The following is a 22,332-nucleotide window of genomic DNA, read 5'->3' as shown; positions in this document are numbered from 1 at the left end:
TCCGCTCACGCCAGCCACACCTTGTCGAAGCGGGCCCAGTCGAGGGTGTTGGCGGGTGCCTGCTGCTCGATGCCCCGGACACGGCGGGCGGTGCCGAGTATCCAGTCGGCGAAGCCCCAGATCAGGAAGGGGCCCTCGGTGTGCAGGCGGCGTTGCATGCGGGCGTAGACGCCAGCGCGCTGCTGCGGGTCGCGGGTGGACTGGGCCTGTTGGTAGAGGGCGTCGAAGTCCTGGTGGCGCCACTTAGTCGCGTTGGTGGTCGATTCCGTCAGCAGGCGCTGGGAGAGGTGGGACTCGATGGGCATGGCGCCGGAGCGGTAGCAGCACAGGGTGCCGGCGTCGAGGATGTCCTTCCAGTAGGTGTCCTTGCTGCCGGTCCTCACCTCGACCCTGATGCCGGCTTCGGCGGCCTGGTCACGCAGGACGGCGGCGGCCTCGGTGAATCCGGCGGCGACGGGTGAGGTGTCGAGTGTGATCCGCAGGTCCTCGGCGCCGGCCTGTTTCAGCAGGCTGCGGGCCCGGCCGAGGTCGTGTTCGCGCTGGGGCAGGCCGTCGGCGTAGTACTCGTATCCCTTGCCGAACAGGTCGTTGCCGATCTCCCCGGCGCCGGAGAGGGCCCCCTGGACGAGTTCCTCGCGGTCGGCGACGCGCATCAGGGCCTGGCGGACGCGCCGGTCGTCGAAGGGGGGCCTGTCGGTCTTCATGGCGAAGGACTGCATCGCGCTGTTGCGCAGCCGTACGATCCGGATCCGGCCGCCGTCCTCGTGGGCGCGGGCGGTCGCCGGGTTCAGCTCGTGGGCGTATTCGACCTGGCCGCCGAGCAGGGCGTTGACGCGTGCGGACTCCTCGTTGGCGACGACGAACTCCAGCTCGTCCAGGTGCGGGGCGCCGTCCCAGTAGTCGTCGTTGCGCCGCAGGACGGTGGACCGGCCCGGGGCGAAGGACACCAGACGGAACGGTCCGCTGCCGACGGGACTGTGGTCGAAGTCGCCGTCCCTGGCGGACGCGGGGACGATGTAGGCGCCGAACGCCGCCATGACGTTGGGGAATTCGGCCGTCGGCCGCTTGAGGACGAACTCGACGGTCCGCTCGTCCGGGGCGCGGCTGGCCGCCAGGTCGATCGGTTCGAGGGAGGCCCTGGCGCGGAAGGCCCGCGCGGGGTCGGCGATGCGCCGGTAGCTGTGCAGCACGTCCTTCGCGGTCACGGGCCGCCCGTCGTGGAAGACCGCTGCCCGCAGGGAGACCTTCCACCGGTCGAGGCCTCTGTTGGGTTCCCAGGAGGAGGCGAGGCGGGGCCGGGCGGAGAGGTCGCCGCCGTAGTCGGCGAGCTTGTCGTAGAGGGCCTTGGCCCGGGCGGCGTCGGCGAAGAGGTTGCTCAGATGCGGGTCGAGGGTCTCGCTCGCCCCGCCCCCGGCGAAGGCGGCCCGCAGCCTGCCGCCCCGCTTCGGCCTGCCGTCCCCCTCGGCGTCGTCGGGGGCTGTTCCGGAGGTGCCGGCGCAGCCGGCCAGGGCGAAGGCGCCGAGACCGGCCGCCCCGGAGGCGGCGAGGAAGCCACGGCGGTGGAGGCCGGGGAAGGACGTCGCTGTGGAGGTGCGCATGTCGTCGCTGTGCATGTCGTCGCTGTGCATGGAGGTGTCCTTGATCCGGTGGGAGCGTGCGGGGGGGGCGGGGCTGGTCAGCCGTCCGTGAGGCGGGCGATCAGGTGGAGCCGGTCGGCGTCGGCCGTTCCGGCGGGCAGGTCGCCCTCGCGCCAGGGGGGTTCGGTACGGGGCCCGGGGCCGTCGTGGAGCGCGACGACGTCGAATCCGTGCGCGATGAGCGCCCGGCGTAGTTCCGCGGGCAGGAACAGGCGCCAGGCCGAGCGCTGTTCGACCGGCGGCATTCCGTCGTCGGTGGTCCAGGTGCGGCTGCGGTGGAGCAGCCGGGCAGCCGGGTCCACGCGCAGCCGGGTGACGGAGCGGTGGACGATGCCGCGGTGGGTGAAGGTGTGGACGGACGGGGTTACGGGGAGCGCGGCGCGGCCGAGGAAGTACGCGCCGTTGCGCATCTCCGCGACGAGAAGCCCTCCGGGCGCCAGACAGCGCCGGCAGGAGGTGAGGAAGCTGTCGGTCTCGGCGTCGGTCCGGCAGTACAGCAGCGCGCTGTCCAGGCACACGACGGCCTCGAATCTCCGTGCGCCCAGGTCGAACTCGCGTAGGTCGGCGCGGAGATACTCAGGGCCCGGGTGCTCCCGGGCGGCGTACCGGAGCATCGCGTCGGAGAGGTCGGCGCCGGTCACGGTGCGCCCCGCCGACTGGAGGTACGCGGCGTCGCGGCCGGTGCCGCAGCCGATGTCCAGGACACGGGGGCCGGCCCCGTACCGCGTCAGTGTCTCCTCGGTCCAATGTCCGGCGAGCCGCTCGGGGTCCGGGAAGCGGGCCTCGTACAGCGCAGGGTTGTCGGTGAGCAGATTGGTGTCGTCCACGGGGCTCTCCTCAGGCATGGGCGGGTACGGAGACCGGCCGGCCGGGCAGCGTTCCGCGACGGTGCAGCCGGACGATGCCCGCGGCCGAGACGAGTCCGAGCACCAGGCAGCAGGCCCAGGGAAGCCAGCCGGCTCCGATGCGCTGACCGGTGTCCATCGCCCATCCGACGGCGGCGTTCCCGAGTGCGGCGGCGATGCCGGACACGACGTAGAAGATTCCGAAGTACGTGCCGGTGAGACCGGCCCGGCCGAAGTCGGGGATCAGTTCCATCATGAACGGCTGAGCGGCCATCAGCCCGGTCTGGAGCAGCAGAGCGCCCGCCAGAACAGGGATCGCACGCAGCACCGCCTGGCTCGCGTCCGCGTCCGGCGGGGCCCCGGATGTCACCAGCATGGGCGGTACGAAGGCCGCGGCCATCAGCGCGAGGCCCGCAGCGATCCACTTCGCCCGGCTGCCCCGCCGTTTCAGAACACGGGTGATGCGCAGTTGGAACGCGAGTCCGGCGAGCGTGCCCACGAGGAACACCATGCCTGCCGCACCGTCCCAGCCGGTGGCCCGGCGTGCGCCGTCGGGAAGCAGCAGATAGAGCTGGCTCTCGAGCGCCACCATCCCGGCCATCGCGTACGCGAAGGCCATGAAGGGGCGGTTGCGGACCACTTCACGCCAGTCGGCGAGTACACCGTTCGTCGGGGGCGCGACCCGGCCGGGCGGCAGCACCAGGGCCTGGGCCACGGTCAGCACGGCGAAGATCCCGGCTGCCGTGAGGGCGGCCGCCCGGAAGTCGACCAGGAGCAGGGCGCTGCCGAGGAGGGGGCCGATGAGGGCCCCCGTCGTCGCGAAGACGTTGAAGAGCGCGAACGCCTCCGCCTTGCGCTCCCCCGCCTCCTGGGCGAGGTGGGCGCGGACGGCGGGGTTGAACAGGGCGCCGGCCAGCCCGCTGAGCAGGGACGCGGCGAGCAGGACCCCGATCCCGTCACCGAGCGCGAAGAGAGCGAAGCCGGCTGTCCGCAGCGCGCATCCGGCGATGATCACCCCACGGGCTCCCAGCCGGTCCGCGGCCGACCCTCCTATGACGAACAGCCCCTGCTGGCTGAGGTTGCGCACACCGAGTACGGTGCCGACGACGGCGGCGGACATCCCGAGGTCGTCGCTCAGGTGCACGGCGAGGTAGGGGATGAGCAGGTAGAAGCCGGTGTTGACGCCGAACTGGTTGACCAGCAGGAGGCGCACGGCCGGGGGGAAGGTACCTATCTCGCGCCAGGTCTTCACCGGTTCGTCCCTCCTTCGTGGACAGGCTCCCGTGCGGTGGCGTCCGCCACGGGGTGCGACCGGGGCCCGTCGAACGGGGTACGCGGGCGCACGCCCAGTCCCGGGTGGCTGCTCGCCCGCACGATGCCGTCGGTGCCGCCGATCCCCGTCCACGGGTCGTGGTCGAGCAGCAGGTGTCCGTCCAGGTCGGTCCACCGGGCGCGGTCGGCGAGGTGCACGGCCGGGGCGATGCCGAGCGAACTGGCGGTCAGACAGCCGAGCATGAGGCCGGTGCCGCTGCCGGCGATCAGTCCGGCGATGCGCAGCACGGCGCTCACGCCTCCGCACTTGGCGAGTTTGACGTTGATGCCGTGGACCCGGCCGGCGAGCCGCCGGGCGTCCTCGATGCCGACCGCGTCCTCGTCAGCGATCACGGGCAGGGGTGAGCGGGCGGCGAGCCGGGCCAGCGCCTCGGGGGCGCCCGGGGCGACGGGCTGTTCCACGGCCTCGACGCCGAGTTCGGCGAAGCGCCCGAGCAGCGCGGGCGCCGCTGAGCCGCTCCAGCCGCCGTTGGGGTCGAGGAGCAGCCGCACGTGCGGGGCGGCGGCGCGCACGGCGCGTACGCGTGCCACGTCGTCCTCCGGGTCGGATGAGCCGGCCTTGAGCTTGATGACGGTGAACCCGTCGGCCGCCAGGCGGGCGGCGAGGGTCGCGGCGTTGGCGGGTGTGGTGATTCCGATGGTCCGGGCGGTGGCGGCGACGGGTGTGGTGGCCGTGCCGAGGAGGCGGTGCACCGGCAGGCCGGCGCGCTTGCCGACGAGATCGAGCAGCGCCGACTCGACGGCGGCCGTGACGGCCGGCGGCGTTCCGGGTACGACCGGTCCGCCGGCACCTCCGGCGTCCCCGGGGGCCTGCCCGGCCGGGGTGGACAGAGATTCCAGGGCCGTCTCCGGATCGGGGAACCGCGCGAGTGCGTGGCCGCACCGGTCCAGCCAGTGGGCGACGGTCGCGGTGTCCAGACCGTAGTACACGCTGGTGACGGTCTCGCCGTGGCCGTGCAGCCCCTGGTGCTCGATGGACAGACGGACGGCGTCACGGGCCGTCGTCGTGGAACGGAAGATCCGCAGCGGCTCGGCCAGCCGCAGCCGCACGGTGCGCAGGCTCGCCTTCATCGGGCCTCCCCGGGTTCGTACGGCAGTCGGACGGTGTACGGGCGGGAGTGCGGCGGGGTGTTTCGCCCGGGCACGAGAGGGGCCGTCGCGCCCCCGGGCACACGGGACACCGGCAGGCGTGCGGGCCGTCGCTCCTCCCACCGCCCGGCGACCGCGCGGCAGCGGGTCCAGCCGGTCGCCTCCACGGCCTGCGGGTGGCGGATCTCCACCGGGCGGGCGGCCGCGGCCTCCGGGCCCAGCCCGTGCAGGGCGTTGAACCCGTCGTCGAAGATGCTGCCGAGATAGCGGTGCGGTCCGTCGGGGAAGACCGTCGCGACGACGGCGCCCGGGTGGACGCGGGCCGCCCAGGCCGCGACGAGTGCGACGGCACCGGTGCTCCAGCCGCCACTGACGAAGTTGTCCCGGGCCAGCCGCCGGCAACTGTCCGCGGCCTCCGCCGGTCCGACCCAGTGGACCTCGTCGAACTGGTCGTGGGCCACGTTGCGTGGATGGATGCTGCTGCCCAGTCCACGCATCAGGCGGGGCCGTGCGGGCTGTCCGAAGATCGTCGAGCCGGTGGCGTCGACGCCGATCAAGCGCAGTCCGGGCCAGCGTCTGCGCAGCGGACCGACGACTCCCGCACTGTGTCCGCCCGTTCCGACACTGCACACCAGGACGTCCACGTGATCGAGACGATCGGCGATCTCGGCGGCGAGTGAGGCGTAACCGGCGGTGTTGTCCGGGTTGTTGTACTGGTCGGGCCAGTACGCGCCCGGCAGTTCGGCGAGGAGTTCCCGCAGCCTGGCCAGCCGGGCGGCCTGCCAGCCGCCTTCGGGGGCCGGTCGGTCGACGAGTTCCAGCCCGGCACCATGGGCGTGCAGGAGACTGCGCATCGACGGTTCGAGTTCGGTGTCGCCGACCAGCACCACCGGATGGCCGAGCGCCTGGCCCGCGAAGGCGAGCCCGATGCCGAGGGTGCCGGAGGTCGACTCCACCACCGGTGCGCCGGGGCGTAGTTCGCCGCGCTGCTCGGCTCCCAGCAGCATGGACACGGCGGCTCGCGCCTTCATGCCCCCCACGGCGAAGCCTTCGAGTTTGGCCCAGAAGCCGGGGTGCGGACAGGGCAGATCGGCGGTGATGCGGGCGAGCGGGGTGCGGCCGACGAGTCCGAGGAGTTCCCGGTTGCCCGCGGGGCGCAGGAGTGCCGTGGTCACAGGGCGCCTCCGTAGTGGTGCACGGTCCCTGCGCCGCCGTCGAGCCAGAAGAACGGGTACGGCTCCGCGGACACGGCGGTCACTCCGGCGCCGATGAGCCGGGGCAGCACCGCGCTGCCGGTCTGGGCGAACACGACCAGCGGCTTACCGTGCCGCTGGGCGTGCTCCCGCAGCGGTTCGAAACTTCCGTTGCCGAGTGTCATGCCGGAGGCCAGGACCGCGTCGCAGCGCTCCTGTTCGGCCGGCGCTTCGGTCCGTACCGGCTCGCCCCATTCCGTCGTACCGCCCTTGAGATCGCACGGCACGTAGGCGAGGCCGCGCTCACGCAGCGCCTCCAGCAGCGAGTTGACCACGCCGACGACGAGCACGGTGCTGCCCGGCGGGGTGTCGAGCAGACCGACGACGGCGCGTGCCCGTGCGCGGGACTTCTCCAGTGAACCGCCGGCCGGCAGCGGGCACGGCCGCGCGCCGGTGCCCGGGCCGTGGGGCAGCACATCCATCAGATACGTGTCGAGCGCGGCGACCCGCACCGGGCGCAGCCGGTGGACGAGCAGCGCGGCGACATCCGCGCCGACGCAGTCGTCGACGACTCCGGCGGGCAGTTCCCCGGGCTCGACGGCGCAGGAACCGACGGCCGCGCCGAGGCGCATGCTCAGTACTTCGTTGCGGTATCCGCTCCCGCGCCCCGGGTGCCGTACGGACTGCCGGGTGGTGAAGGCCATGGCGATGTGGCGGGTTCGCGGGTCGGGACCGAAGCGGCCGGCCAGAACTCCGGTGACGAGATCCTCGTACGAGGCCGCGGTGGGGGCGGGGGCGGTGCGGGCTGTCGTGGTCATCGGTTCACCACCTGGGGGCGCAGCCGGGCAAGGAGTGCCTCGACGCGGTCCCGGGCGCCCGGCCCGTCGGCGTCGCCGGCCATCACATGGCCCAGGTAGTCGTTGTTGCTGCTCGCGGCGCCGACCCGGGTGCCGGGTGCCGCGACGCTGAGCTCGAGGACGTCGGACGCCTCGCCCACCCCGTCGGCGCCGTCGACCCCTTCCAGGACTCCCGCGGTTCCGGGCACCAGGAAGGCGATGGCCGCGCTGTGCAGGCCGGTGGCGCGTGGGCGCAGGTCCGGTGTTTGCCCGAGCGCCAGGTCCACGCATGCCGCCGCGAGGTCGATGCCGGTCACATGGCGGACCAGTTCGGTGATGCGGTTGCCGGCCGGGCGGGGGTTGACCTCCACCACGCGCGGGCCGTCCGGAGTCAGCTTGATCTCGGTGTGCGCCACCACGGAGTCCAGGCCGAGCGCGTCGACGGCCCGCACCGCGGTCTCCCTGGCCACGCGGGCGTCCTTGTCGCCGAGCGCCGCGGGAAACATGTGGCCGGTCTCCACGAAGGCCGGTTCTCCCCCGGTGGTCTTGTCCGTCACCCCGACGACTTCGGTCCGGCCGGCGAACGTGACGGTCTCCACGCTGACTTCGGGTCCGGGGAGGAACTCCTCCAGCAGCACCACGGGTGCGCGACGCTGGCCGCGCGCGTTGACGGGGAAGCCGGTGAGCGCGCGGTGGGCCTCGGCCAGTCCCGCCTCGTCGTCGACGCGCCGCACGAACATCCCGGCACACAGGTCCACGGGCTTGAGGACCAGCGGCAGACCCAGCTCCCGGGCGGCTCGCACGGCTTCCGCATGGTCACCGCAGACGGCGAACCGCGGCCCCGGCACCCCCGCTTCGGCGAGCACCCGCCGCGTGGCGTCCTTCCGGCAGGCGTTCTCCACCGCAGCGGGAGCGGGCCCGGGCAGGTTCAGCCGGGCGGCGATGCGGGCGGCCATGGGGAGGTAGTAGTCGCAGGACGTGATCACGCCGTCGAACCCCAGGGCCTCGTGGGCCGCTTCGGCGAACGGCAGCAGCAGCTCGGCGTCGTTGGTGTCCGCCGTGAGCACGTGGCGGGCCGAGAGCAGCGGGTGCGCGACACCCTCGGGCGCGGCGCGCAGGTAGTGGTGCAGATCGCGGGTGAGGAGGGTGAACTCGTGCCCGCCCTCCCGGATCGCCCGTGGCAGAAGCCTGCTCATCGATCCGACCCAGCTCTCGACCATCAGCAGATGCGCCACGACTACCCCTCTTCGTCATGCAGTTCAGGACTCGGGCAGGCGTCAGCACCCGTCGGGGAGCCTCGCGCCTGACTCGGCACACGTTATCGACAATCGTTTTCATTGTCATCTAGCGGGCGGGGACTCTCCCCGGGGCGCCACCCCGGCTCGCTTCATGGCGGCAGCGCGGCCTCCGGCGGTTGCGGGCCGGCGGGGCACGGTGTTGATTCGAAGTAGGTGCCGTCCGAGCGACCGCCCGCTTCCCCGATCCGGGGGTGAACCCTCGTGCTCTTCGCCGACCGCGCCGACGCGGGACAACGGCTGGCCGAGGCCCTCCGCCCGCTGGCGGCAAGCGACCCCGTCGTGCTGGGGCTGCCCCGCGGCGGAGTGCCCGTGGCCTACCGCGTCGCCCGGGAACTCGGCGCCGCACTCGATGTGATCGTGGTGCGCAAGCTCGGCGTCCCGCACCACCCGGAGCTGGGCTTCGGCGCCATCGGCGAGGGCGGTGTACGGGTCATCAGCGAGGACATCGTCCGCCGCGGCCGGGTGTCGGAGGCGGATGTCGCCGCGGTCGAGCACGCCGAGGAGGCGGAGCTGTTGCGGCGGGCGCGGGCGTTCCGGGGCAAGCGGCCCCGCATCCCGCTGGCGGGGCGCACCGTGATCGTCGTCGACGACGGGATCGCGACCGGCGCGACCGCGCTGGCAGCGTGCGAGGTGGCCCGGGCCCAGGGCGCGGCGCGCGTGGTGCTGGCCGTCCCGGTGGCTCCGCCGGAGGCTGCCGAACGGCTGGGCGGGCAGGTCGACGAGCTGGTCTGCCTGTCGACACCGCACGGCTTCTCCGCCGTGGGCGAGTGGTACCGGGACTTCGGTCAGACCCCGGACGAGGAGGTCGTCTCGTTGCTGGCCCGGGCCGCGGCGCCTGCCTCGACCCGGCCCACCGTCGAGGTGGCGGTGGAAGCGGGTGGCGTGGTGCTGCCCGGCGCGCTCACCGAGCCCGGGGACGCCGGTGCGCTCGTCGTGTTCGCCCATGGCTCCGGCAGCAGCAGGCACAGCCCCCGAAACCGCGCGGTGGCCGAGGCCCTGAACCGGGCGGGGCTCGGCACCCTGCTGTTCGACCTGCTCACCCCCGACGAGGAGGCCGACCGGGCCAACGTCTTCGACATCGTGACCCTGGCAGGGCGGCTGGTGGACGCCACCGCCTGGGTGCAGCGCCGCACCCCGGTCCCGGTCGGCGTGTTCGGGGCGAGCACCGGGGCCGCGGCGGCACTGCGGGCAGCCGCGACCGTCGGCACGGAGCGCGGTGCGGGCATCGGCGCCGTCGTCTCCCGGGGCGGACGGCCCGATCTCGCGCGTGACTGCCTCGGCGACGTACGGGCCCCGACGCTTCTCATCGTGGGCGGCGACGACACCCGTGTCCTGGAGCTGAACCGGCAGGCGCAGGCCCAACTGCACTGCGAGAGCCGGCTCGATGTCGTCGCCGGTGCCACGCATCTCTTCGAGGAGCCTGGCGCGCTCGACGAAGTCGCCGGACTGGCGCGGGAGTGGTTCACCGGACATCTGGCCGCGCGATCCGCCTGAGGCGGGGCCCACCCGTCGGCTGCCCCTCGCCCCGGGGGCCGACGTTCACCCCCGCGTCTCACATGGTTTCCCTGATCGCCGAGCAACCCTGCGCGCACATTCGCCGTCTTGATCCACAAGAAGGCGGCACACCGCACACGACCGACCTCGAACCAACCCCCCACGAGCGCAGGGGTCCGACCGCCACGCCTCTATACGCATGATGTATACACAGTGTGTTTAGATGACGCCATCGGGCCGCCCCCTTCGCGCGCGAAAGGCTCCCATGCACAGCAAAGCAATGGCGCCCGAGTACCAGGGCGCCCTCACCAAGCTGTCCGTGAACGCATCCCTCACGGACGTACTGGCCGAGGGAGAACGCCATCTGAAGGAGGCCGAGCTGGCCGGCTCCCCCCAGGAAGTCGCCCGCACCGGACTCGCGGTGGCCGAGGCCCACCGCAGGCTGGGGCACGTACAGGACGCCGACCGGGCCTGGAAGGCCAGCTACCGGGCCGCGCGGTCGGCCGGTGACACGGGAGCCATGGCCTGGGCGCTGTGGAGCGGCGGGACACTCGCCCGCCAGTGCGGCCGGCTGCGGCTCGCCTTCCGCCTCCTGCGGCTGGCCGCGGACCTGGGGAAGGCGGGCGGGGACGTGGTCGCGCGCGGCTACTCACTCGCCGGCCTCGCGGAGACCGGGCGCATCCAGGGCGACTACCGGACCGTCGCCGCGCTGCATGAGCAGCTCCTCGCGGAGGCACGTGCGCGCGGTGAGGCCCGCCACACCGTCTGGGCCCTGGAGGGCATCGCCCAGATCCACCGCAACACCGGATCGTTCGACACCGCTCTGGAGATGTTCGAGGAGGCGGCCCAGCTGGCCGGGGACGCCGACGACCGGCGCGGGCGGGCCTGGGCGCTGCGGGGGATGGCCGACATCATCTCCGTACGGGACAACGACCCGGAACGCGCACTCGGCCTGCTCGCCGAGGCGGAACTCACCTGCCGTGCGATGAAGTTGTCGAGCGCTCTCGCCTACAACCACAAGATGCGCGCCAATGTGCTCTACCGTGCCGGGCGGTACGAGGAGGCCCGGTCGGTCTACGAGGAGGCGCTGGGCGAGTTCCGCGCGATGACCGAGCCCCGGGGCGAGGCGCTGGCCCGGCTCGGGCTCGTGAAGTCGCTGGCCCGGCTCGGCCGCGACCGTGCCGGGACCGCCGCGGAGCTGGACGAGCTGCGCGGCACGCTGGACCGGATCGGGCTGATCAACGCCCGCGACATGGTGGACAAGGCGTACGCGGAGCTGGATGTGGCACCGGCCGATGACGTGACCCCGGCCGACGGTGCGGCGGCCCCGGCGGGCGGCCGACGATGACGCCCCCCGTGGCCCAGCGGACCGACGCGCCACGGATACTCGCCCGCTGCCGCGACCTCGTCCGTCCGGCGCTCGGCCGGGCGGTCGGGCAGCTGCATCCGTGGCATGCCGAGATCACCGCGTTCTCCCTCGGCTGGAACGGGGCGGACGGCCGCGCCGCCCCCGGTGCGCAGGGTAAAGGGGTCCGGCAGGCGCTGGCCGTACTCGGTGCGGAGGCCGTCGGCGCGCAGGCGGAGAGCGCGGTCCTCGGCGCGGTCGCCGTCGAGCTGATCCACACGTTCTCGCTGCTCCACGACGACATCATGGACGGCGACGAGACCCGCAGGCAGCGGGCCACCGCGTGGAAGGCCTACGGGACAGGGCCCGCGGTCCTCGCCGGGGACGCGCTCTTCGCCCTGGCCGTACAGACGCTCGCCGGGGCCCCGGGCGGCACCTGCGTCCCGGCGGTCCGGCTGCTGGCCGGGACGCTCAACGACCTGGTCCGCGGTCAGGCCGACGACCTGCTCTTCGAGTCGCGGCCCTGGACCGGACCCGATGCCGTGGAACCGTACGAGTACCAGCGGATGGCCGAGCAGAAGACGGGCGCGCTGCTGGGCTGCGCGACGGGTCTGGGCGCCGTTCTCGGCGGCGCCGGGCGCTCGGAGACCGATGCCCTCACGGCGGCGGGGCGCCACCTCGGTGTGGCCTTCCAGGCCGTGGACGACGTGCTCGGGATCTGGGGGGACCCGGAGGTCACGGGCAAGCCGGTCCACAGCGATCTGCGCCGCCGGAAGAAGACGTACCCCGTCCTCACCGCCCTCGCCACCGGTCGCCCCGCCGCTCTGCGACTGGGTGCGCTGCTGCGTACCGGCGAGGCGCTGGACGACGAGGGCGCCCGCCGGGCGGCCGGGCTGATCGAGGAGGCCGGCGGCCGGGAGGCGGCTCTGGCCGAGGCGGACCGGCATCTGGAGAGTGCCCGCGCCTGTCTGGAGAGCGTGACGCTGGCGCCGGACCCGCTGGCGGACCTCCTCGCCCTGCTGCCGTATTTCGCCGAACGCACCGTATGACGTCCCGGGCGGCCGGCGGACGGACAGAGGTCCGCCCGCCGGCCGCACATCCGGCTACCGTGCTCAGGGGTGCATCGACGCGCCCTTGAGGATCTTGTCCACGGCGTTGCGGGGTCCGTGAACGGCCAGCCCGACCAGGTCCATACCGTCCCGCCGCACCGCGCGGACAGCGGCCCGGTTGTCCCGGTCGTTGCCCGTCGCGAAGAGGTCGGAGGTGAACACCGACAGGGCCACCCCCCGGCTGACAGCCCGGGTGTGTGCCGTCGTCAGCAGTTCCTTCGGTCCTTCGAAGACCATCACCGGCTGACGGAACATCGGCAGATAGGGGGTGTCATCGGCATCGACATACGGCTCGCCGATCACCTCGGGCACGGCCGTGCCGAGCCCGCTGACCAGGAAGGCCGTCACGTTGAGCCGCTGCCAGGTCTCCAGGTCCTCCCGGAGCAGCACGGCGATCTTGGTGTCGAAGCGGACGGGGGCGAGTTCTTCTGTCATGGGACCGAGCCTGCCGGGCCGTGCGCCGCCCCGTCTTGTACGAACTTTGCACGGCCGCCACCGGATCCGCGGCCGGTGGGCCGGGCGTACGATCGGTTCATGGCTGCACGTCCGGACATCACCGCGTGGCGTCCGTCGGTGGCGGGAATCGACGAGGTATTCCACGCCCACTTCACCGACCACACCTACCCGATGCACACGCACGACGCCTGGACGCTGCTCATCGTGGACGAGGGCATGGTCCGCTACGACCTGGACCATCACGAGCACGGGGTGCTCACCGACGTGGTGACCCTGCTGCCCCCGCACGTCCCGCACAACGGCGGCGCCGCCACAGCAGCCGGGTTCCGCAAGCGAGTTCTGTACCTCGACGTCGCCCAGGTCGACGAGGACCTCATCGGTATGGCCGTGGACCGGCCCGTCCTCCACGATCCGGCTCTGCGCCGGGGGATCGACCGCCTGCACACGACGCTCGCCGGACCGGGCGACGAACTGGAGGCGGCAAGCCGTCTCGCCCTGGTCTCCGAACGTCTCGACCTGCATCTGCGCAGCCGCCCGGAGCCCGTACGGCACGTCCACGACCGCAGGATCGCCCACCGGCTGCGGGACTTGCTCGACGAACGGTTCGTGGAAGGGATCACGCTCCAGGAGGCGGCCCTGCGGCTGCACGCCCATCACGCGCACCTGGTGCGGGCCTTCAGCCGCGAGTTCGGCATGGCGCCGCACCAGTACGTGACGGGCCGCCGCGTCGATCTCGCGCGCGGGCTGCTCCTCCAGGGCCTCCCCGCGTCGGACGTGGCGAGCGCCGTGGGGTTCTACGACCAGTCCCATCTGACGCGCCACTTCAAGCGGGTCGTGGGCACTGGTCCGGGACACTACGCCCGCACCCGCGGCGCGGCCGCCCGGGTGTGATGGCCCGGCTCCGGCGCTGCCGCCATCAACCCGGGTACGCGGCCTGCCGGCGACGGCCTCGAAGGTGACCCGTCCCCGTCCCACCAGGCCCCTTCAGGAAGCCGGAACCCGGTGGGCCGTCCTTCGATGCCCGCCCTCCGCCCGTCATCGGTTCGAACGGACCGCCAGGCCACGCAGCGGCCAGAGGCCCCCGGATCGACCGGTCCAGGGAGCAGGACGAGAGGAGAGGGCTGCGGGTCGGACGTGCATGCTGCTTCCTGGGCTGTCATGACCTCATCGCCGTGCTCGAAGCCCCATGCGCCGACGGCGTCGATGGGAGCCGGCAACGTCCGGCCCAAGGCAGTGAGCCGGTACTCGACCCGTGTGGCGTCGGGGTGTGCCTGCCGGTCGACCAGACCGTTGAACTGCTGTCGGCGGAGGGTCTCGGTGAGGACCTTGGAACTGATGCCCCGATGCGCTCGCGTAGTTCGACCGGGCGCATGGGGCCGTCGCGCAACGCCCAGAGCACCACGGCGTTCCACGTGTTGGAGAACAGGTCGAAGGCGAGGCGGGCGCGGCAGCGCCGGGAGCCCACGTGATCAAGGCGTTCAATCTCTGTCACGAGAACGTGTGGCGTATGCGGCCGCCCGTCTTCGACGGGAGGCCACTGGCCGTGCCCGTCTGCGGAGACGACGAGGCGGCCCTCGCGCGTGTACGCGAGTTGGTGCAGGACGCGGGCTGTGAACCCGTGTCCGGGGGCGGCCTCGCACGGGCGGGCCTCCTGGAGGCGACCGCCGCGTTGTTCATCGCGCTCTGGGTCGGTGAGGGGGCCGATGCCCAGGCGATCGCCCCTCCGCAGGCTTACGCGGCCGGACCGGGCAACCAGCAGCCGGAAGGCGGTACGGGGGCTTTGCGGTAGTGGGGTCCAGCCCTCTTACGAGGAGATCTGTTCGCGCACCCATGCGGGATCCGGGTTGACGTGGGGCCGGCCCGCGACGACGACGGTCGGCACGGTCTCGTTGCCCTCGTTGGCGGCCCGGACGACTGCCGCCCCCTCCGGGTCACGCCAGATGTCGACCCAGTGCAACCGGCCGGCGCCGCGGCCCAACCGGAAGCGCAGTCGCAGACAGTACGTGCAGCCCGGCCGCCAGAACACGACAGGCCGGCCATCGATCGCGCTGCGGCGTTGCGCCTCCAGCGCACCGATGGACCTCGGGAAGATCAGGGGCGAGTTCACGCCTGCGAGCAGGACGAACAGCACCAGGAGCGCCGCTGCCTCCCCAGGGCTACCCGAGAGGAGAACCCCGACTGCGACGAACGAGCCGCAGAGCACGAACAGCATCGGCAGAATCCACGCACGCATCATGACGACGGAGGGTATCGACGATTCGGCGTAGTCGTCGAACAGACTGCTCGGTTCGACGCTTCCCCCACGTGCGGTGTCGTGCGCCGCGTCCGGCGCCGGGGGGTTCAGGCTCCGGTCGCCCGGACTGAGCGGGGTCGCGTGCGCAGGCCGGGAAGCCGGGCCCAGTCCTCAGGTGTGGCCAGGCCTTCCCCCAGGGCCAGGAGCGCGAGGAGCTGTACCGGGCGGCCGGTCGCGGCTGCGGCCTCCAGTTTGTGGTGCCCGTCGAGGAGGAAGTGCGTCAGGCCCCAGTGCTGGTAGCGGTCGTCCGGGGCACCGACGGCGGGCTCACACACGTCCAGCGTGGAGACCGCCACAGCGGTCGGGACCTCTCCCCTGCCCATGAGTTCGACGTACTCCTCGACACGCTCCCTCTCGTTCCACGTCGGGGGCACCATGGGCACGACGAACTCATAGAGGTGAGCGGACGCGCCGACCGCGGTCTCGAAGGTCCGGTAGTACGGGGTGTGCGGGTACACGGGGAGGCCCCAGAACTGGTCGACACCCCACGTGGCCACCTGTTCCCCGCTGAAGTAGTCGCCTGCCCGGCCGGGGACGACCGGACGGGGCTCCACCCGGAGCAGCACCGGAAGGTACTCCCCCTCCGGCAGCAACGCACCGAACGCGTCGATCACGCCGTCGTCGTCCGGAGCGGCCAGCGCCCCTTCGAGCCGCTCCTGCACGCCCTCCAGCGACAACTTCTGCTGGGCGGTCTCCAACCGGCGGAACAGGAACGGGCACGTTCCGCACCAGAAGCTGAGCTCGAAGGCGGGTTGCCCGTCCACCACGAGCAGTCTGCGCCCCGGCCCGCCGCCGGACTCCCGCTGTTCCGCCTCGAAGCGCAACCGCGCCTCGGCCTCCGGAACGCCGAGCCTGCGCGGCTCGCCCGCTTCGATCATCACTCACCGACCGTACGGGACGCCGCGTACCGGCACCACCGGGTACGGAGCGCGCTGCGCCGCGTGGGAAAGTGCGGCAACAGACCGCACGCTCACCGCTCGTCCCGCGGACGGACGAGTCAGCGTCCCACGGCTCCCGAGCCGCCGCCGAGTTCGGAGTTCCGGCAGTGCTCTTCGACGTCAGCCGCAACGAACTCGCCGACGTCCTCGGCGCGGACCGGCTCGCGGCCCTGCCCGCCGCCGCCTTCCCGCGCTCCGCCGGGGCACCGAGGGGCGCCCGCCTCCTGCGGACCGTCGGCGTGCCCACCGGGACGCTCCTGCTGCGTGAGCCCGACGAGGACTCCGGCCGGCGTCGACCCGCTCCCCTTCCAGGACGAGGGACCGTTTGGTCGGTGGCCGGCGAGGGGATCGCCGCGGGCATGTGCTTCCAGGGCGACAGCCCAGGAGCCCGCTCGCTCCACGGGTGATCCGCCGGCCCGTGGCCGCAAGCCGATGCGCTCCCTACCGGCGTTCCAGGCATCCCCGGACGAAAGCCGCCTGCCCGGCGTGCTGGAGGTCGTCCGACAGGACGCTGACCAGGCGCACGCCCAGGGTGACCGGCGGCGACCATGCCTCGTCGACGATGCGGTCGAGCGCCTCGGCGTCGAGATCCCGGACGAATTCGGCCGACCTTGCGTGCACGGCGTCGTAGTACCCGAGCAGCAGTTCCGCCGAGGCGACCTGGACCGCGCCGACCTGCTTGCTGCTGTGTCCGTAGCCGGTGGCGGCCTTGGCGACGGGCAGGTCGAAACGTGTGGCCCAGTCCTCGGTGAACCAGATCTGTTCGGTGCCCGCCGCGTCCGCGATGTGGTCGTCCTGGACGCGGGTCAGGTGCCAGACCAGCCAGGCGATCGAGTTCGCCCCCTCGTCCAGGCGGGCGTTGAGGTCGTCGGGTTCGAGACCCTCGACGGCCGCGTGCACCGTCTCCCTGATGCGGGTGTATCCATCGGTCAGCATGTCTGCGACGTTCATGCCCTCACCTTGGCCGCTCCCCCGCCCGCGCACCGCCATCGACACGCCCGCGCGGGTGGTGCCGGTGAGGGGCCGCCCCTGACCTCACCGGCACCACCCCTCCGTCAGCCGTAGATGCCGAACTCCCAGAGCGAGTAGCCCCAACCCGTGCCCCGCTGCGTGAGGTTGAGCTTCACGTAGCGGGCGGTCTGCGCGAGGTCGAGGTCGTCGGCGTCGCCGTTGCCCGTGGTGGTGGAGTACACGGACCGCCAGTTGCCGCCGTCGTCCGAGACCAGTACCTCGTACGCCTTGGCATAGGCCGGGTCCCACACCAGTTGGAGGTGGCGGAAGGACTTCCGTTCGCCCAGGTCGACCTGGATCGACTGCGGGTCGCTCCAGTCGCTCGCCCAGCGGGTGTCCATCCTGCCGTCGGTCGCCATCGCGGCGGTGCAGGGGCAGCCACTGCTGCCGGTCTGCGCGGATGTGGCCGTGGCGGGCTGTCCGAGGGCCAGGTCGGTGCCGGTGACCGGGGGCACCACGACCTTCACGGACCTGGTCTCGATGCCGGCGTTGCCGTGTCCGTCCTCGGCCTGGATGTAGACCTTCCACACCCCGAGCCGCTCCGGCGCCTTCACCGCGAAGGTGCCGTTGCCCGTGGCCCGCCAGGCGGCCTCGATCAGGGCCTTGTCGCCGGTGGCGTAGTTCCCGCTCAGGAAGATCCGGTACGTCAACGGGTCGTTGTCCGGGTCCCGGATGTCGGCGCCGACGGTGAACTCGGCACCCGCCGCAGCCCCGTTGGCGTTGCGGACCGTCATTCCGGTGATGACGGGCGGGGTGTTGTCCCCGGCCGTCGAACCGGCGTACGCCTTCTTCAGCGCGTAGTACGAGAGCCGCTTCTTGCCGTCGGGCACCACGTTGAACCAGACGCCGCCGAAGTCGTGCTCCGTTCCGTAGTGGAAGAGCGTCGCGCCCAGGGCGACGCCCTGGTGGGTGGTGACGCAGTTCCAGGCCTTGGTGTAGCCCTCGGCCTTCTGGACGTCGGTGGGCTCGTCAGGGACGCCGTTGGCGTCGTCGGGAACCTCCCATTCACCGGCCGGGCCGCCCTCGGTGATGAGGTAGGGCTTGGTGTAGCCGCCGGACTCCCAGGCGCCGCGTACCCCGCAGATGTCGCCGTAGGAGTTGACCGAGTACAGGTCCAGGTCCGGGGCGTTGCGCTTGTAGTAGGGCCAGGCGCCGGTCCAGGCGTCGGTCGAGGTGACCGGGTGGTTCGGGTCGATCGTGTGGATCTTCTTGGCCACGTCGTTGACGAAGGTCGTGTAGGCGTTGCGCTGCTGCTCCAGCGCGTCGCCGCTGTAGCAGTTCTGCAGTCCGAGGACCGATTCGTTGCCGACGTTCCACATGAGCACGCCAGGGTGGTTCCTGTACGTGTCGACCCACTTGGCGAACTCGGCGAGCGAGCCGGCTTTGTACGCCGCGTCGGTGAGGTAGTCGACGCATCCTCCGCTGCCCGGGCCGCCGCCCGGCTGCAGCCAGAAGCCGCTGACGACCCGGATTCCGTTGGCCGCGGCCGCGTCCAGCAGCGGCTTGGAGGAACCGTCGGTGCCCCAGGTGCGGATGGTGTTGACGCCCATCGACCTCAGGTCGGGGAGGTAGCGGCCCGCGTCGGCCACGGAGGGCCCCCAGGTCAGGCCCTTGACCTGGTACGGCTTGCCGTCGACGGTCAGCTGCCAGTTCCCCTGCGAACCGGAGACGCGGACGGCGCCCGCGCCCGCCGGCGGCGGGCCGGTGGTGCCGTACACCTGGAACTCCCAGAGGGAGTAGCCGTATCCCCCGGCGCGGACGGTGCCGTACATCCGGACGTACCGGCCGGATCCGGAGACGGCGAGGTCGTCCGTACCTCCGTCCCCGTCGGTCACGGTCTTGAGGGTCCGCCAGTCCGATCCGTTGTCGGAGGCCTGGATCTCGTACGCCTTGCCGTAGGCGGACTCCCAGGTCAGTACGACCCTGCCGAGGTCGGCGGTGGCACCCAGGTCCACCTGGATCCACTGAGGATCGCGCCATTCGCTGGCCCAGCGCGTGCCGGTCAGGTCTCCGTCCACGGCGGCGGAGGCCGCGAGGCCGGGCCCCTCGTGGGAGGAGTCCGTCGCGGCCCTGCCCTGTGAGAGCAGGGACTCGGCGGCTCGGACGGGGGGTGCGGTCAGCATCACGAGCGACGACGCGAGAAGGGCTAGAAGAGTGATCAGCAGCGTGGCCGGACGCGATCTCGTGGGCAGGGCTGCACGGGGTCTGTGCACATTCTCTCCTGGCGGAAGAGTGCGGGACCGGTGTCCCGGAACCGGATGGGAGAGCGCTCTCCCAGGAGAGTGGCGTGTACGCGCTCAGCTGTCAACGAGCGTGACGGATCCAGGTCCCTGGACGTGACGGACGCCCGGAATCCGGACGCTGCTCCCCCACCGGCGGTACCACCCGCGCCCTGGACCGCCCTACGGCACGAGGCTCGCGGCCTCCACCGGCCGTTCCGCGCGCCTGCCGGCTCCGACCGCCCGCGCGGCGGTGTGCAGGGAGCGCAGGGCCAGCAGCAGGAAGCCGATGTCGTCGAGGTAGACGGGGTCCGGAAGCAGGTCGACGGGCGACACCGTGTAGATCACCGCGGCCCAGACCAGTGCCTTGTCACGCAGCGGGATTCCGGCGTCGGCCAGCAGCTTCCTGGCGCGCAGTACCCGCAGCAGGAGGACGCCGGCGACGCCCACGGTGAGCAGCACGAGAGCCGCGCCGATGACGATCCAAGCCGTGGTGTCCATGCCTCATGGTGTACCCGCCGGCCGGTCAGTCACCAGGTGAGGGTGCCGGTCACGGCTGTGACGATGCCCTCGCCGCTAGCGGGAATCCTTCGCCTGCCTGCGCGAGCGGCGCTTCAGTGCGCGTCGCTCGGCCTCGCCGAGGCCACCCCACACACCGGCGTCCTGGCCGTTCTCCAACGCCCACCGCAGGCATTCCTCCCGCACGGGACAGCCATGGCACACCGCCTTGGCGTCCTCGGTCTGCACCAGTGCGGGGCCGGTGCTCCCGATGGGGAAGAACAGGTCGGGGTCCTCGTCGCGGCAGGCCGCGTGCGTGCGCCAGTTCTCCATGCGGTCTCACTCTCCTGAGGGTCGTTTTCGTCCGTTCGGCTCCGTACGCTGCGGGTGACCGCTGTCGCGCGTGCGAAACCCCCTGCGGCACACGCCCTGCGGCCGCCGAAGCTGCGGGGGTGGTGGCTCCGGGGCGACCATGGGAGACAGCGGACCTGCGTCCGGGCGCGGTGACTGCATGGGAAGGATCGTCTGTGGGCGGCACTGATGACATGCGGACCGGCTGGGGCGGTGCGCGCCAGGAGGGCGTGCACCGGTCACCCGAGGGGGGCCTGCTCGATGTCCTCGGGGTGGCGGCGATGGTGCTGGACACCGAGGGACGCATCGTGCTGTGGAGCCCGCAGGCGGAGCGGCTGCTCGGCTACTCCCCCGAAGAGGCGCTGGGCCGGTTCGCCGCCCGGATCCTGGTGGACGAGGAACACTACGAGCTGGTGCTGAGGCTGTTCACCGAGGTGATGAGCAGCGGCGAAGCGTGGGCGGGTGTCTTTCCCGTACGGCACAAGGACGGCACCTCCCGGCTGCTGGAGTTCCGCAACATGCGGCTCCAGGACGACCGCGGTGCCTTCTACGCGCTGGGGCTGGCCACGGACGGGGCGACGCTCCGCGCGGTCGAACGCGACCTCGCGCTGTCCGTGCGCCTGGTCGACCAGTCGCCGATCGGTCTGGCGGTCCTGGACCACGATCTGCGCTATCTGGCCGCCAATCCCGCGCTGGAGCGGATGGACGGGCTGAGCGCCGCCGGCCACCTGGGCCGCAGGGTGGGAGAGGCCCTGCCGTTCCTGGACTCCGCCACCCTGGAGGCGGCGATGCAGGAGGTCCTCAGGAGTGGCGTGCCGCAGGTGTCGCACGAGGTGGTGGGGCGTACGCCGGCCGATCCGGACACGGACCGTGCCTGGAGGGTGTCGCTGTACCGGCTGGACGACTCCGGGGGCCGGGTGCTCGGGATCGCCGTGTCGCTGATCGATGTGACCGACCGCTACCGGGCTGCGGCCGAGGCGGAGCGCGCCCGGCACCGCCTGTCGCTGGTCGCCGATGCCTCGGTACGAATCGGCACCACGCTGGATCTGGAGCAGACGGCCCGGGAGCTGGCCGAGGTCACCGTGCCGGAGCTCGCCGACGTCGCCGCCGTCGATGTGCTGGACAGTGTCCTGAAGGGGCGCCCCGGCCTGGCGGAGGGGCCACTCCTCATCCAGGCCCTGGCTGTCGTCGCGGCACGGCCGAACCCCGTGGTGGAGGCCGCGGATCCGCCGGGCCATGCCGCGCAGTACGGCGCCGACCGGCTGATCACCCGCTGTGTGCGGACTGCTCAGCCGGTCCGGGAGCCGTACCTGGACGCGGGGATACTCGCGCACATAGCCCGGGACAGCCGTTCGGCCGCGTTGCTCGCGAAGGCGGGTGCGCACTCCTACCTGGCGGTGCCGTTGATCGCGCGGGGTGAGGTGCTGGGCGCGATCGACCTCATACGGACGGACAATCCGCTGCCGTTCACCGAGGACGACGAGCTGATGGCGTGCGAGCTGGCCGCCCGTGCGGCGATCAGTATCGACAACGCGCGGCTGTACCGGCAGCAGCGGGAGACCGCGCTCACCCTCCAGCGCAGCATGCTGCCGCGCGACCACCACGATCCGGTGGGTCTGGAGGTGGCCTCCCGCTACCAGCCGGCCGCATCGCGGTACGAGGTCGGCGGGGACTGGTTCGACGTGATCGGGCTGCGGGAGGGGCGGACCGCTCTGGTGGTGGGCGATGTGATGGGCAGCGGCATCAACGCGGCCACCACGATGGGGCGGCTTCGTACCGCCACCCAGACCCTGTCCAGGCTCGGCCTCCAGCCCGCCGAGGTACTGGGGCACCTCGACGAGATCACCGCCGATCTGGACCCGGCTTTCGCCACCTGCGTGTACGCCGTGTACGACCCGGCCACCGGCGAGTGCCGGGTGAGTACCGCCGGTCACCTCCCGCCGGTACTGATTCCGCGGGGCGGCGCGCCAAGACTGCTCGACCTGCCGCCCGGGGCGCCCCTCGGTGTGGGCGGTGTGCCGTTCAGCGACGTCACCGTTCCCTTCGGCCCCGGCGACCGACTCGTGCTGTACACGGACGGTCTGGTGGAGACGCGGGACGACGACATCGACAACCGGCTGGACGCCCTGCTCGGGCTGTCGCAGGAACCGGATCCTTCGTTGGAGGAGTTCTGCGACCGGCTGCTGCGCGAGCTGCGAGCCCCCCAGGGCCTTGACGACGTGGCCCTGCTGGTGGCCCGGGTGCGCGAATGACGCCGGGGCGGTGGCACGGGGTCCGTGGCCCCGCCCCGGGGGGACGGTGCCGGTGGGTCAGGCTGCACAGCCGCGGTGCCGCCCCCCGCCGTGCGAGGCCGCCCACCCCCCGCGCCGCCCCGCGGCGAGGTAGCCC

At 72.4% G+C, this 22,332-nt stretch carries 20 protein-coding genes and 2 pseudogenes; 7 read left to right on the top strand and 15 right to left on the bottom strand.

Going from position 1 to position 22,332, the window contains the following annotated elements:
• Positions 1-5 precede the first annotated feature (5 nt).
• Genes ACIBJG_RS30705 through ACIBJG_RS30675 form a run of 7 tightly spaced genes read right to left on the bottom strand, consistent with a single transcriptional unit; the run spans position 6 to position 8,167 of the window.
• On the bottom strand, positions 6-1,628 hold the full coding sequence (locus ACIBJG_RS30705) for an ABC transporter substrate-binding protein (RefSeq protein WP_399312407.1): 1,623 nt from the start codon (positions 1,626-1,628) through the stop codon (positions 6-8).
• Positions 1,629-1,675: 47 nt separating this feature from the next.
• Complete coding sequence (locus ACIBJG_RS30700; RefSeq protein WP_399312405.1) at positions 1,676-2,464, bottom strand: class I SAM-dependent methyltransferase; 789 nt, start codon at positions 2,462-2,464, stop codon at positions 1,676-1,678.
• 10 nt (positions 2,465-2,474) lie between these two features.
• Positions 2,475-3,734 (bottom strand): MFS transporter, encoded by a 1,260-nt coding sequence (locus ACIBJG_RS30695; RefSeq protein WP_399312403.1) that lies wholly within the window; start codon positions 3,732-3,734, stop codon positions 2,475-2,477.
• Positions 3,731-4,885 (bottom strand): enolase C-terminal domain-like protein, encoded by a 1,155-nt coding sequence (locus ACIBJG_RS30690; RefSeq protein WP_399312402.1) that lies wholly within the window; start codon positions 4,883-4,885, stop codon positions 3,731-3,733. Before ACIBJG_RS30690 ends, ACIBJG_RS30695 begins: the two co-directional genes overlap by 4 nt.
• A complete protein-coding gene (locus tag ACIBJG_RS30685; RefSeq protein ID WP_399312400.1) occupies positions 4,882-6,078 on the bottom strand; it encodes a PLP-dependent cysteine synthase family protein in 1,197 nt (398 codons plus the stop codon). Before ACIBJG_RS30685 ends, ACIBJG_RS30690 begins: the two co-directional genes overlap by 4 nt.
• On the bottom strand, positions 6,075-6,914 hold the full coding sequence (locus ACIBJG_RS30680) for a Rossmann-like domain-containing protein (protein ID WP_399312398.1): 840 nt from the start codon (positions 6,912-6,914) through the stop codon (positions 6,075-6,077). Before ACIBJG_RS30680 ends, ACIBJG_RS30685 begins: the two co-directional genes overlap by 4 nt.
• A complete protein-coding gene (locus tag ACIBJG_RS30675) occupies positions 6,911-8,167 on the bottom strand; it encodes an ATP-grasp domain-containing protein (protein ID WP_399312397.1) in 1,257 nt (418 codons plus the stop codon). The genes ACIBJG_RS30680 and ACIBJG_RS30675 overlap by 4 nt, the downstream gene beginning before the upstream one ends.
• 264 nt (positions 8,168-8,431) lie before the next feature.
• On the opposite strand from ACIBJG_RS30675, the gene ACIBJG_RS30670 reads away from it, so the two are divergent.
• The 3 genes from ACIBJG_RS30670 (at position 8,432) to ACIBJG_RS30660 (ending at position 12,118) form a co-directional block, all read left to right on the top strand.
• On the top strand, positions 8,432-9,724 hold the full coding sequence (locus tag ACIBJG_RS30670) for a phosphoribosyltransferase family protein (RefSeq protein ID WP_399312395.1): 1,293 nt from the start codon (positions 8,432-8,434) through the stop codon (positions 9,722-9,724).
• 265 nt (positions 9,725-9,989) lie between these two features.
• On the top strand, positions 9,990-11,072 hold the full coding sequence (locus ACIBJG_RS30665; RefSeq protein WP_399312393.1) for a tetratricopeptide repeat protein: 1,083 nt from the start codon (positions 9,990-9,992) through the stop codon (positions 11,070-11,072).
• Positions 11,069-12,118 (top strand): polyprenyl synthetase family protein, encoded by a 1,050-nt coding sequence (locus ACIBJG_RS30660; protein WP_399312392.1) that lies wholly within the window; start codon positions 11,069-11,071, stop codon positions 12,116-12,118. Before ACIBJG_RS30665 ends, ACIBJG_RS30660 begins: the two co-directional genes overlap by 4 nt.
• A 63-nt stretch (positions 12,119-12,181) precedes the next feature.
• Here the strand turns inward: ACIBJG_RS30660 and ACIBJG_RS30655 are convergent, their stop codons facing one another.
• The gene (locus tag ACIBJG_RS30655) at positions 12,182-12,613 is read right to left on the bottom strand and encodes a DUF2000 family protein (protein ID WP_399312390.1); all 432 of its coding nucleotides are present in this window, start codon (positions 12,611-12,613) and stop codon (positions 12,182-12,184) included.
• 99 nt (positions 12,614-12,712) lie between these two features.
• On the opposite strand from ACIBJG_RS30655, the gene ACIBJG_RS30650 reads away from it, so the two are divergent.
• The gene (locus ACIBJG_RS30650; RefSeq protein WP_399312387.1) at positions 12,713-13,525 is read left to right on the top strand and encodes an AraC family transcriptional regulator; all 813 of its coding nucleotides are present in this window, start codon (positions 12,713-12,715) and stop codon (positions 13,523-13,525) included.
• Between the two features lie 242 nt (positions 13,526-13,767).
• Here ACIBJG_RS30650 and ACIBJG_RS30645 read toward each other — a convergent pair.
• Positions 13,768-14,099: pseudogene (locus ACIBJG_RS30645) on the bottom strand (winged helix-turn-helix transcriptional regulator); the annotation flags it as partial.
• Here ACIBJG_RS30645 and ACIBJG_RS30640 point away from each other — a divergent pair.
• Positions 14,076-14,423 (top strand): annotated as a pseudogene (locus ACIBJG_RS30640) (NADP oxidoreductase); the annotation flags it as partial. The pseudogenes ACIBJG_RS30645 and ACIBJG_RS30640 sit on opposite strands and share 24 nt — an antisense overlap.
• Before the next feature lie 15 nt (positions 14,424-14,438).
• On the opposite strand, the gene ACIBJG_RS30635 reads toward ACIBJG_RS30640, so the two are convergent.
• Positions 14,439-14,870, bottom strand: a complete 432-nt coding sequence (locus ACIBJG_RS30635) for a glutaredoxin domain-containing protein (protein WP_399312385.1) — start codon at positions 14,868-14,870, stop codon at positions 14,439-14,441.
• A 104-nt stretch (positions 14,871-14,974) separates the two neighbouring features.
• Entirely contained in the window at positions 14,975-15,805 is an 831-nt protein-coding gene (locus tag ACIBJG_RS30630) for a hypothetical protein (RefSeq protein ID WP_399312619.1), read from the bottom strand.
• Positions 15,806-15,972: 167 nt separating this feature from the next.
• Here ACIBJG_RS30630 and ACIBJG_RS30625 point away from each other — a divergent pair, with 167 nt between their 5' ends.
• Positions 15,973-16,272 (top strand): SUKH-4 family immunity protein, encoded by a 300-nt coding sequence (locus tag ACIBJG_RS30625; RefSeq protein ID WP_399312383.1) that lies wholly within the window; start codon positions 15,973-15,975, stop codon positions 16,270-16,272.
• A 34-nt stretch (positions 16,273-16,306) separates the two neighbouring features.
• Here the strand turns inward: ACIBJG_RS30625 and ACIBJG_RS30620 are convergent, their stop codons facing one another.
• The 4 genes from ACIBJG_RS30620 to ACIBJG_RS30605 form a co-directional block, all read right to left on the bottom strand.
• Positions 16,307-16,816: a DUF664 domain-containing protein gene (locus ACIBJG_RS30620; RefSeq protein WP_399312381.1), complete on the bottom strand. Its 510-nt coding sequence runs from the start codon at positions 16,814-16,816 to the stop codon at positions 16,307-16,309.
• Between the two features lie 104 nt (positions 16,817-16,920).
• The gene (locus ACIBJG_RS30615; RefSeq protein ID WP_399312380.1) at positions 16,921-19,089 is read right to left on the bottom strand and encodes a discoidin domain-containing protein; all 2,169 of its coding nucleotides are present in this window, start codon (positions 19,087-19,089) and stop codon (positions 16,921-16,923) included.
• A gap of 189 nt (positions 19,090-19,278) precedes the next feature.
• Positions 19,279-19,596 (bottom strand): YkvA family protein, encoded by a 318-nt coding sequence (locus ACIBJG_RS30610; RefSeq protein ID WP_399312378.1) that lies wholly within the window; start codon positions 19,594-19,596, stop codon positions 19,279-19,281.
• Positions 19,597-19,671: 75 nt separating this feature from the next.
• Positions 19,672-19,926, bottom strand: a complete 255-nt coding sequence (locus tag ACIBJG_RS30605) for a WhiB family transcriptional regulator (protein ID WP_399312376.1) — start codon at positions 19,924-19,926, stop codon at positions 19,672-19,674.
• 212 nt (positions 19,927-20,138) lie between these two features.
• On the opposite strand from ACIBJG_RS30605, the gene ACIBJG_RS30600 reads away from it, so the two are divergent.
• Positions 20,139-22,196 (top strand): SpoIIE family protein phosphatase, encoded by a 2,058-nt coding sequence (locus tag ACIBJG_RS30600; protein WP_399312617.1) that lies wholly within the window; start codon positions 20,139-20,141, stop codon positions 22,194-22,196.
• The last annotated feature ends 136 nt before the right edge of the window (positions 22,197-22,332 follow it).

It is taken from the genome of Streptomyces sp. NPDC050422, assembly GCF_044458665.1.
Taxonomy (GTDB): Bacteria; Actinomycetota; Actinomycetes; order Streptomycetales; family Streptomycetaceae; genus Streptomyces.
This window is presented reverse-complemented; position numbering and strand designations above follow the sequence as displayed.